The organism is Methylomonas stagni (assembly GCF_050154735.1).
GTDB classification, from domain to species: domain Bacteria; phylum Pseudomonadota; class Gammaproteobacteria; order Methylococcales; family Methylomonadaceae; genus Methylomonas; species Methylomonas koyamae_A.
This window is the reverse complement of sequence record NZ_CP189557.1, coordinates 445608-457630: the sequence shown is the minus strand read 5'-3', so window position 1 is coordinate 457630 and position 12023 is coordinate 445608. Positions and strand designations below refer to the sequence as shown.

At 58.2% G+C, this 12023-nt stretch carries 5 protein-coding genes and 1 pseudogene; 1 reads left to right on the top strand and 5 read right to left on the bottom strand.

Annotated features, from left to right (window positions below; genetic code table 11):
• Positions 1–11: 11 nt before the first annotated feature.
• The 4 genes from ACP4CD_RS02075 to ACP4CD_RS02060 form a co-directional block, all read right to left on the bottom strand.
• Positions 12–2255 (bottom strand): PKD domain-containing protein, encoded by a 2244-nt coding sequence (locus tag ACP4CD_RS02075; RefSeq protein ID WP_426993225.1) that lies wholly within the window; start codon positions 2253–2255, stop codon positions 12–14.
• A 769-nt stretch (positions 2256–3024) separates the two neighbouring features.
• Complete coding sequence (locus ACP4CD_RS02070; RefSeq protein ID WP_071157896.1) at positions 3025–3474, bottom strand: hypothetical protein; 450 nt, start codon at positions 3472–3474, stop codon at positions 3025–3027.
• Positions 3475–3603: 129 nt separating this feature from the next.
• Positions 3604–4569 (bottom strand): magnesium/cobalt transporter CorA, encoded by a 966-nt coding sequence (corA, locus tag ACP4CD_RS02065; protein ID WP_064028715.1) that lies wholly within the window; start codon positions 4567–4569, stop codon positions 3604–3606.
• 35 nt (positions 4570–4604) lie between these two features.
• A complete protein-coding gene (locus ACP4CD_RS02060; RefSeq protein WP_426993224.1) occupies positions 4605–5795 on the bottom strand; it encodes a hypothetical protein in 1191 nt (396 codons plus the stop codon).
• A gap of 165 nt (positions 5796–5960) precedes the next feature.
• Here ACP4CD_RS02060 and ACP4CD_RS02055 point away from each other — a divergent pair, with 165 nt between their 5' ends.
• On the top strand, positions 5961–8666 hold the full coding sequence (locus tag ACP4CD_RS02055) for a cation-translocating P-type ATPase (protein ID WP_426993223.1): 2706 nt from the start codon (positions 5961–5963) through the stop codon (positions 8664–8666).
• 252 nt (positions 8667–8918) lie between these two features.
• On the opposite strand, the pseudogene ACP4CD_RS02050 reads toward ACP4CD_RS02055, so the two are convergent.
• A pseudogene (locus ACP4CD_RS02050) lies at positions 8919–12022 on the bottom strand (efflux RND transporter permease subunit).
• Position 12023 lies beyond the last annotated feature (1 nt).

Here is a 12023-nt window from a genome sequence, read left to right as displayed (position 1 = left end):
GAAATGTTAGCTTACCAAGTAAAACTCGCCGCCACCTGGCCGCTGCCGTCGTAGGTATAACCGTTTTTGACGACGTTGCTAACGGTGTAGGCACAGGTTCCGGAGCTGCTGGTGGGCAGGCTGGAACTGCTGATACTGGCGATACCGGTGGAACCGGTCACGGCGGATTTAGCCCAGGTTTTGGAAATGTTACCGGTACTGGTTTTCGCCGAACAACTCCACGAGCCGTTCACCGTGGCGTTAGCCAATGTAGCTTCGCCATACTTGACGGTCACTTTGGCCAAACATTCCGATTTGCCGCCCGTCAACAATCTGCGGATTATCGCGGTGCTCGAGACTTTCATGCTGACGTTTACCGGCGCCTGAGCGACATTGATCGATTGCGTGGCGCTGTTTTTTAAGCCGACGTTATCGGTCACCGTCAGCGTGGCAGTATAGTTGCCCGGAGTTCCGTAGGTATGATCGACACTGGCGGTACTGCCATTCGTACTTCCGTCGCCGTAATTCCAATCATAACCGACGATGGTGCCGTCCGGGTCGCTAGAGCCCGTACCATTGAATGTTACCTTGGACGGCGCATCGCTCGCGGTCGGTAATGCTGAAATAACGGCCGTCGGCGGGATCAGTTTCACGACGTTCTTCGGATAGCTACCGGTAATCTGGTACTGACCAAGGCTGGCGTAATCCGAATAGCCGGTCGTCAAGTCGCCTTTACCGACGCCATCGATTTGCAGGAAATATTGACCCGCGTTCAAGTTGGCGCTCAGCGACGCCGACAGACTATCGACCGGATTTACCTCGCTGACCGACTTACCGGAAGCATCGAACAATTTCAGAGCAATATCCAAATTACCGGCCACCGAACCCGAGGCCGCATTGAACTGAACGTCGCCGCCATCGGTGTAAAAAGTGAAGACATCCAGGTCGGTATTGCGTTCGATAATGCCGGTTTGAACCACCGAGGTGGGATCGCCCGACAAAGGCGCGGCCGAGGCCATGCTGTCCGGAAAATCGTCGACTCGGATCGGAGCACCCGCCGCACTAATGACCGCAAGGTCGTCCTGAGCGTTATTGGCCCCAGGATATTCGCCCTTACTCCATTGCGAAACGGGTTTGTAATAACCGACCCCCATCAGCGGCGCCCAACCGGTGGCGCCGCTGCCGTGCCCCGAATAGTAACCGACACTGGCGGTGCCGTCGTGATAGAGACTTAGATTGTGGCCAACTTCGTGAGATACCGCTTCGGCCACATATTTGGGGTTGCCGTTACCCAATTTGTCGAAGAAAGCCCAAGCCGGTTGATAACGGTTGGGCGAAGTGGACGAATAAGACGAAAAGACGTTGACATAAGCAACGCCACCGCAGACCTGACCGCACAGTTCCGGCATCGATCGAGTGATGACCGCGCGGGTGCCGTATTGAGTGTCGCTACTGGTAAGGCGTTGCATCGCATCCGCCGCCGGCTCTTGCGTCGTCACATCCACGTCGAACGGCGCGTAGTCTTCCGCCACGCGTTGCCAGATTTCGCGGATGTTGTTCAACTCTGTGGTGCTGAATCCGTTGGGATTGCCATCCGTATCGTAGGCCTGAGCGGTCAACGTACCGTTGTACCAAGTGGTGTTGATGGCCTGATGACCGTTGAAATCCAGGTAAATGACGCGATTGGAATCGGGTTTGCTGTGCAGCGTGAACGGATCGGTCGTCGAGGCGGCGATCGCGGCGTAAGTACTGCCGCTTCCCTCCGCCGTCGCCGCGTCGGCGCTATCGGCGGTCGCGGTCTCGCCGGCACCCTGCTTGGGGTCGGGCTGGATATCCGACTCTATGTATAGCAAGCGGCCGCCTTGATCGATCCAAGCGGTCTGGTCGCTTTTTAAAATATTCTCCAAGCGTTCGGCGGACATCCCATAGGCCTTGGCCACCAAGGCCAGATTGTCACCTAGGGCGTCGACGGCGGCCTGGCCGTTGAGCTTCTCCTTCAACGAGATTTGCGGAAACGGCGATTCGGTTTCGTCCGACGACGGCAAATCGCCAATGTTGGCCAACGATTTTTGCGAGTTCGCCTTAACCACGCTCAACGGATTTTCGAGACCGGAACCGTTCAAACCGGTGACGATGGCCTGTACTCGGCCATTCGAAAGCAAAGTCAAGACATAGTTGTAGCCGACCAAAGCTTTAGCCGCATCGTCCTGATTGGAAAAATACAGTGTCTCTTTCAAGAGACTACCGGTACCGGCGGGCGGATACGACTGGCTCACGTCGCCTTCCGTCTGAGCGGTCTGGTCGGGAGTGACGGCACACCCTACAATAGTCGTGAGAGCGGCCGTGGCAACAAATAGTTTTGTATTCATAATCGACTTCCAAAGTATGAGCAAGATCCAGTCGATGAGTGCGAATCACGCGGCGCATCAAGACCAAAATCCTTGCGGCAAAAATTAATCGAAAAAGCTGACCGCCTGTAGGGAGTATGTGTTTGTTTTAAGCTGAACTATCGAAACGCATATCCCTGGTGATCCGGAATTTGCATTAGAAGCTTGGCAATAAACCTCGCGCGACTTGGAGCGGTAAAAAAAATTATTGAGTTAACGCCGTCGATTCTTGGCTAGCTAGCCTACTCAAATTCGAGTGCCTCTGGCACACCGATTATAGGGAAATTTGACGACAGACAGGTTATAGCCCAACGCGGCCGATTCGGCTAGCCTGGATCTTGGAGCCGGTTTAGAAAATGAAGCGTAGTTCCGATTCGCGATTTTAAAAGCCGCCGCGTTCGACGATTGCGATAATCTTTTCGCCCGAATCACGAACGCTGCCGCCTCGCCATACAAGAACGGTGTCCGATAGCGTTTACGCCGAGAAAATGCCCTATTCCACTTCGAATTCCGTGAGACTGTCGTTCAGCGCCGAAAGACGCCGCTCCACCAACGGCCCTCGGCATTCACGCTCGCTGATAGGAGTTTGGGCTATCCGTCTGCACGGGGTTCCAACACTCGCCGTCCAGGCGTGTTGATCGCCCGCAAGCCGCGCCGATCAGCGATTATTCCGGTACATATCCTGCTGACGTTCGATGGCTTCGGTCAGGTTATAACCCTGGTCGTTGAGCAAATCGCCGACAAAAAACAAACGCATCTCAAATATCCAGGCGATTTTCTTTTGCTTATTGTTTTCCACGACAATCGTCGCCAGCCTGGGGTTATTATCGACTACCTGACTTACGACAGTTTTCGGATTATTCGGGTCTTCGTTCAACGCGCCGGATACGATCCGCTGTGCGTATTCCAGCGTCAATACCGAGCGAGTGGCCGGGGCCGCCGCATTTTTTTCGTCTATCATCGACTGCGCTTTGAAATAGCCGATGTCATAGGCCAGTTTGGCGACAACACTCACGGCTATCGCGATTGCCCAGATCGACAAGCCGATCTTCAAGCGGCGTCTGACTTGGGGGTGGGAAAGTCTTCTAACTAAAACGCTAAACTTCATTGTATGGTGTTTCCGTGGCGCCATTCGCCGGTTTTTGATGGTTGAAACAGTTGAGGGATTTAAAAATAAACATTCAATCAGGGCATCGGCTATCCATCATCTCTATAATTTGGTCCTTACGAGCACGACTCACAACCAGCCGGACCGCTTCAAGCGCCAATACAGCAGCAAGCTACTCAAGGCCACGCCGCCCAGCACCAACGGGTAACTAAAGGTCCACTCCAGTTCCGGCATGTGGCGGAAGTTCATACCGTACCAACTGAACACCATCGTCGGGATCGCCAGAATCGCCCCCCAACCGGCCAGACCTTTAACCACTTCGTTCTGCCGCACGGTTTCGAAGGTCAGGTGAACCTGCATCGCCGCGATCAGCATCTCGCGCATGCCTTGAATCGATCGGTCTATGCGCTTGATATGGTCGGCGATGTCGCGAAAATAAAACCGCACGTCCTTCGGTATCAAGCCGTTATGAAAGCGCATCAATTCGTTGCAGATGTCGATCACCGGCGTGATCGCCGCTTCCAGCATCAACAGCTCGCGCTTTAGTTCGTACAAGCCTTCCATGGTCTGCCGACTGGGCCGTTGCTCGAAAATCGCCGACTCCAGCACCTCGAAGCGCTGTTGCAAGCCGTCGATCACCGGGACATAGTTATCGACGATAAAATCCATGATCGAATACAGCGCAAACCCCGGTCCCTTCGCCAATTGCTGCGGCATCGCCTCGCAACGCTCGCGTACCTTGGCGTGACTCAGCGACGAACCGTGTCGAACCGTTACCAAAAACTTCGCCCCCATGAACAAGTGGGTTTCACCGAACTCCACTTTATCGTCGACCAGTCTAGCGGTGTGCAGCACGATGAACAACGAATCGGCGTATTCCTCGATTTTCGGTCGTTGATGAGCGGCGCAGGCATCTTCGATTGCCAAATCGTGCAAACCGAATTCTTGTTGCAACTCGGCCAACAAGGCCGAATTGGTTTCTCGCAAGCCCAACCACACGAAGGTCTGATCCTGCCGGATCACTTCGCTGATGTCCGGAATCGACACTTCTCCGATACCAATGCCGTGCCGGTAGGCCACGCATTTCATAATCATGTTGCTATCGATGGATTCGGCCAAAAACTTTCCCCTTATTTGGAAATCGTGATGACGGGAGCCCCGGATTGGGCGAACTGGGTCATCGTCATTTGAAAAATCTGACAGAGCAACCGAAAGCCTTCCCGGTTCCATTGATAGCCGATTTCAGGGCGAAGCGAATAGTAACGGTCGCCCAAGCGCACGCTCGGATCGTCGTCGGGCTCGTCGCCGACCGTCAAGGCCAGCGTTTCCACCGGATTTTCGCGAACTTCCGGCGTGGCCGGATGGCGGGCCACCGAATATTCGGGCATATCGTCCAAGGTTTGGCCGACAAAATTCAATACGTTATGAAAACTGCGCAAGCGGAACACACCGTGCAACGGCCACTCGCCACCCGGAAATCCGGGGCGAATATCAACGCTGACATCGTTGTCGGCGCCCTGCTCGGCTTCCTGCTGCAAACGCATCCGTTCCTCGTTGCTTAAGGTAGCCGGATCGTAATTGGTCAGCACGATCCGGCCGACCTCGCGCTTGGTCAATGTCAGTTGTTTACGCGCCGGATCGAAAGTCACTTGGTAGTTTTTTTCGAGCGCCGCCAGTTGTTCGGCCGGCAACGCATCGGCCGGCAAAGTCCAACTACGTTCGAACAGCAACGGCTCGACGAACAAGCGGTGACGATCTTGAATCGACGACAAATGCAACACGGCCTGGCGAAATACCCGATAACCATCGGCGTCCGCAGGCAAGTTGCGATGGATGCCGGCTTGATCTCCGCCGGACAAGCGCAGCTCGCCGGCCAACAGGCGCAGTAACAAATCCACGTCCACGCCTTGCCTGAGCAACATCGTCAGCTTGCTTTCCTGAAACGGCGTCAACAAGCGGCGGGTGAATTCCTCGCCTTCGATCGGTACGATGCTAATGGTCGGATTCTCGGACAGGCTGCCGCCGAATACCGGCGTCAACAGCGAGCCGGTCGGTCCGGTCAGCGCCGGCGTGGCGCCGGCATTGAGCTGGAAATTGAAGGTGGCGGCGATATTGGATACGCCGGTGAAATGCAGCGGTTGGTGTTGATGGGCGCGGGCGATGTTTAGCAGCAACTGCTTCGCCAACACGTCGTTAGTGGCCTTATCGTACTCGATGACGGCCCTGTCCAGGGCCGGCGGCGAAACGCATCCCGCCAAGCTCAACGCCAACCCCGCCGCCAACGCCCTGCGCCCGCCGGTCATCCCGTAGCCGCTCCACATGTTTGCTTCCTCAAAACGTCATCCTACCGCGAACTCGCACTCTCAGACCGTTCATTTTATCAGCAATGCCCGATCCCGAGCAGCGTCGTCGCCGACATTTACCATCCGGAATCACTCGGCCACCGCTAAACTAAACGACACGCTAGCCGACCGCACGAAGCTACCATGAAAATTCACCACCTAACGCCCGAGGAAGCCCTCGACAGTCTCGGTTCGGGCCCCAACGGCCTGGCCGATACGACAATTGAAGGCCGCTTGCGCGAGTTTGGTTTCAACCGTCTCGAAGAAACCCGAAAAAAATCGCAGTGGCTGTTGTTTGCAGGGGAGTTTTTACACTTCTTCGCGCTGATACTCTGGCTGGCGGCCGGTCTGGCCTTCTTCGCCGAGTCCCAACAACCCGGCGAAGGCATGGCGACGCTGGGTTACGCAATATTGGGCGTGATCGCGATCAACGGCTGCTTCTCGTTTTGGCAGCGCGTCCAGGCCGAGCAGGCCATTGCCGCGCTACGCAAATTATTGCCGAACCAGGTCAAAGTAGTGCGCGACGGCGCGCTGTGCCGAATTCTCGCGGACGAACTGGTGCCCGGCGACGTGCTGGTCTTGCAGGAGGGCGACAACGTCCCGGCCGATTGCCGACTGCTGGAGGCTTTCAACCTGCGGGTGAATAACTCGACCATCACCGGCGAATCCCTACCCAAGGGCCGCGACGCTCTACCGTCGGCGGCCGAAGACCTGGCGCAAAGTCGTAACATTCTGCTGGCCGGCACATCGGTGGTCGCCGGCGAGGCCAAGGCCGTGGTGTTCGCCACCGGCATGCACACCGAATTCGGCAAAATCGCCCACACACTGAAAACCACGATCAAGGGCCAATCGCCGTTGCAACGCCAGATCGCTCGGCTGAGCCGCTTCGTCGCGCTACTGGCGCTGTTGCTGGGCGCGGCATTTTTTCTGATCGGCCAGGCCATCGGCCTGAGCTTCTGGGAAAATTTCATGTTCGCGATCGGCATCATCGTCGCCAACGTACCGGAAGGCCTACTGCCGACCGTGACACTGGCCTTGGCAATGGCCACCCAGCGCATGGCCAAGCGCAACGCCTTGATCCGCAATTTGCCGTCTGTGGAAACCCTGGGCTCGACCACGGTCATCTGCACCGATAAAACCGGCACGCTGACCCAGAACCGAATGGCGGTCAAACAACTATTTCTGGACAATCGCCACTGTCGGCCGGACGAATTGGGCCGCGACAGTCTGCGACACCATGCCGAGCTCCTGGCCTGCGCGGCCCTATGTCACGATCTGAAACGCGTCGAAGGCCAGCACTTGCTCGGCGACCCGATGGAAGTCGCGCTGGTCAATTTGGCTCACGACCAAGGTATGCGCGTGGCCTATCCCAAAATCGGCGAAGTGCCGTTCGACACCGACCGCAAGCGCATGTCCACGCTGCACGATACCCCGGCCGGCAAGCGGCTGTATTGCAAGGGCGCGCTGGAAATGGTGCTACCGCTGTGCTCGCAAATCGCCGTCGCCGATCAGATTCTGCCGCTGGACGACGCCGGCCGCCGCACACTCCAGGACGCCCTGCAGACCATGGCCGATCAAGGCTTGCGGGTACTGGCCCTAGCCCACCGCCCGCTGGCCGACAGCGTTGGCGCCGACCCTGAAGCGGCGCTGATTTTCAGCGGCCTGGTCGGCTTGGAAGATCCGCCGCGCCCGGAAGTCGCCGACGCCATAACCCAATGCCGGATCGCCGGGATCAAAGTCATCATGGTCACCGGCGACCATCCGCACACGGCGGTCGCGATCGCCCGCCAAATCGGTCTGGTGCAATCCGACCATCCCAAAGTCATCACCGGCGACCGGCTGAAAAAACTCACGCCCAGCCAATTGCAATTGGCCTTGGATGCGCCGGAAATTGTGTTCGCCAGGGTAGGCGCCGATCAGAAAATGCACATCGTCGAAGCGTTGCAGCGTAAGCGGCAAGTGGTCGCGGTGACCGGTGACGGCGTCAACGACGCGCCGGCCTTGAAGAAGGCCGACATCGGCATCGCGATGGGCCTGGCGGGCACCGACGTCGCCAAGGAGGCCGCCGACATGATTTTGCTGGACGACAATTTCGCCAGCATCGTCGCCGCGATCGAAGAAGGCCGCGCGGTGTTCGACAACATTCGCAAATTCTTGACCTACATCCTCACCTCCAACGTCCCGGAAGTGATTCCCTACCTGGCCTTCGTGCTGTTCAAGATTCCGCTGCCGTTGACCATCCTGCAAATTCTGGCGGTCGATCTGGGCACCGACATGCTGCCGGCCTTGGGGCTGGGCGTCGAGAAACCCGATGCGGCGGCAATGCGCAAGCCGCCGCGCTCGAGCCAGGAGTCATTGATCGACTGGCGCCTGCTGGCCCGAGCTTACGGATTTCTCGGCTTGCTGGAAGCCGCGGCGGCAATGGCGGCGTTTTTCTTCGTGCTGAACGCTGCCGGCTGGGACTACGGCGCCAGCCTGCCGCGCCACGATCCGCTGTACCTGCGGGCCACGACCGCCTACCTGACCGCGATCATTGTGATGCAGATCGCCAACGTCTTCCTCTGCAAGCAACGCCAGCGCGGCCTGCTGGCCACGCCCCTGCTGGACAACCGGCTAATACTGGCCGGCGTCGCCGTGGAGATTGCGCTGATACTCGCCATCGTCTACACGCCGTGGGGCAATCTGTTGTTCGGCACCGCGCCGCTCGGCCACGAAGTCTGGCTGTTCACGCTGCCGTTCGCGCTGAGCCTGCTAATCTGCGAAGAATTGCGTAAATGGCTGGTGCGCCGCTTCGCGCCGTTTCCGCGTCACGTTAAATCGCCTGTGCTCCGCCGAAGCCGGCGGTGTTAACTCGACGTTGACGGCCTCATGCGCACCCTTTCCCTGGCGGTTCGGCATGCAACTCGGCGAAACGATCTAAATGCGTTCCATCAAAACGCCGCGCCTCTCCTCCGAGCAGAGGCGGGTGGCGGCGCCGGGCCGATTTAGCTTGGTCGGAGCGGCCGGCCGGGGCAAAACGCTGGAAATGTCCGGCTATCGGCATGACCTTGATCTCTGAGTCGCGCGCGGGCGACCAAGTCAAGTCACGCGGCCCCGTGTGCGTCAGGCTGGCAATGGCGTTGCGCCGAGCCGTAGCATCCGGAGCCGAAACCGATCCAGATATAAATAAACCACCGGCGTTGTGTATAAGGTCAATAGTTGGCTGAATATCAAGCCGCCGACGATAGCGATGCCCAGCGGCTGGCGCAGTTCCGCGCCGTAACCGCTACCTAAGACCAAGGGCAATGCGCCGAACAGCGCGGCCAACGTCGTCATCAGGATCGGTCTGAAGCGTAGCATGCACGCTTGAAAGATCGCCTCGCGCGAATCCAGCCCGCGCTCGCGCTCGGCCAGCAACGCAAAATCGATCATCATGATCGCGTTTTTCTTGACGATGCCGATCAACAGGATCACGCCGATCAGCGCAACAATGCTGAACTCCTTACCGCAAACCATCAGAGCCAACAACGCGCCGACGCCGGCCGACGGCAGCGTGGACAGTATTGTCAACGGATGCACCAGGCTTTCGTAAAGCACACCGAGCACAATGTAAATGCTGATCAGCGCCGCCAAAATGAGCCAGGGTTGATTGCGCAACGCGTCCTGAAAGGCTTTGCCGGAACCTTGAAAACTGCCGGTGACGGCCGCCGGCAAGCCGATGTCGCGTAAGGCTTGATCGATCGCCGCGCTGGCGCCGGACATTGCCACGCCGGGTTTTAGATTGAACGACAGCTCGCTGACCGCGAACTGGCCTTGATGGCGCACCGACAGCGGTGCGTTGCTGGGGGCAAAACTGGCTAGCGCCGACAGCGGCACTTGACGCGGCTGACCGATGCTCGCGGTGCCGCTCTGGGCCGGCGCGCTGATATACAGTTGTTTCAGACTGTCCGTCGATTGCCAATATTGCGGCGCCAATTCCATGATCACCCGGTATTGGTTGAGCGGATTGTAAATCACCGACACTTGCCGCTGACCGAAGGCGCTGTTCAAGCTGTTGTCGATCAGGGCCTGGCTGACGCCGTAACGCGCGGCCAGATCGCGGTTGACGGTCAAGCCGATTTGCTCGCCCTTATCCTGCTGACTGCTGTTGACATCGGTCAGTTCGGGCAAGCGGGCCAAGGCGGCCTGGACCTTGGGCGTCCATTCTTTCAACAAGGCCAGATCGTCGGCTTGCAAGGTGTAATCGATCAATCCAAACGACATCCGTCCGCCGATGCGCAGCTCCTGGGCCGGAAACATATGCAAATTGGCGCCGGGGATTCGGCCGGCCGCCTTGCGCAATCGGTCCATCACGATCTCGATAGCTTCGCGCTCCCCGTGCGGCTTCAACGTGATAAACACCCGCGCGCTATTGCTGCTTTGCGAACTACCGGCAAAGCCGGCGACATTGGTGACCGCGGGGTCTTTCAGCAAAATCTCGGAGATTTGCCCAAACTGCTTTTGCAGCGTTTGAAACGAGGTGTTTTGGTCGGTTTGTATCTCGCCCAACAAACGGCCGCCGTCCTGGGTAGGGAAAAACCTTTGTCGATGGCGCCGTATAAATAAAAATTCAAGCCTATCGTCGCCAGCAACAGGCTCAGCATGATCCGACCATGACGCAAGGCCCAACTTAGGCTGATGCGATAATTGTCCTGCACCCAATCGAAGGCCGCGCCGATACCGCGATAGATCGGTCCGTGTTCCGTTGGCTCCTTGCCCAGCCAGCGCGCGCACAACATCGGCGTGGTAGTCAACGAGATCAGCAGCGAAACCAGCACCGCGGCCGATAAAGTCACCGCGAATTCACGAAACAGCCGGCCCGGCACGCCGCCCATCAATAGAATCGGCAGAAACACCGCGACCAGCGACACGCTCATCGCCAACACGGTAAAGCTCACTTCCTTGGCGGCCAGCAGCGCGGCCTTGAACGGTGCGATGCCGGCCTCGATATGCCGGTTGGTGTTTTCGACCACGACAATCGCATCGTCCACGACAAAGCCGGTGGCGATGGTCAAGGCCATCAAGGTCAAGTTGTTGACGCTAAAACCGCAGAAGTACATCACCGCGCAGGAACCCAGCAGCGAAGCCGGTACCGCGACGATCGGCACCGCCGCCGAACGCGGATTACGCAGGAATACCAGCACCACCAAAATCACCAGGACCACCGCGACGAACAAGCCGTGCTCGACTTCCCGGATAGACGCCCGAATCGACAACGATCTATCCACCACCACCGACAGCTCGATATTGCTGGGCAAAGCGGCCTTGAGTTGCGGCAACACCGTCAGCACTTGATCGACGGTTTGGATCACATTGGCCAAGGGTTGTTTGCGGATGATCAGCAACACCGAGGGTTTGCCGTTTTTCAGGCCGGTGTTGCGTAAATCCTCGACCGAATCGACCGCTTCGCCCAGGTCGGCGATGCGCACTGGCGCGCCGCTACGGTAAGCGACGATCAGCGGCAGATATTCAGAAGCGGTGCGGGCCTGATCGTTAGCCTGGATTTGCCAGCGGGTGTCTGCACTTTCCAACACGCCCTTGGGCCGGGTGATGTTGGTTTGGGCGATGGTGTTGCGCACGTCGTCCAAACCGATGCCGTATTTGCTCAAGGCGTTGGGATTCAGTTCCACCCGCACCGCCGGTAGGGTCGCGCCGCCGATTTGCACTTGGCCAATACCGGGAATTTGCGAAATTTTTTGCAGCAAAATCGTCGACGCGGAATCGTACAGCTGGCCGCGCGTGAAGCTGTCCGAGGTCAGCGCCAGGATCAGAATCGGCGAATCGGACGGATTGTCGCGCCGATAACTGGGCCGGTTGGGCATGCCGCTGGGCAGCATGCTGGCGGCGGCGTTGATCGCGGCCTGCACGTCGCGGCAGGCGCCATCGATGTCGCGGTTTAAATCAAACTGCAACGTAATCGAAGTCGAGCCTTGCGAACTGTTGGAGGTCATTTCGGTGACGCCGGCGATGCGTCCCAACGCACGCTCCAGCGGCGTGGCGACCGTCGCGGCCATGGTTTCGGCGTTGGCGCCGGGCAATTGCGCCTGCACCGCAACGGTCGGAAAGTCCACCTGCGGCAGCGACGAAACCGGCAGATTCAAAAACGCTAAAACCCCGCACAGGCTGATGGCGACGGTCAGCAAGGTGGTGGCGACCGGGCGGCGGATGAATAGCGCGGACAGATTCATA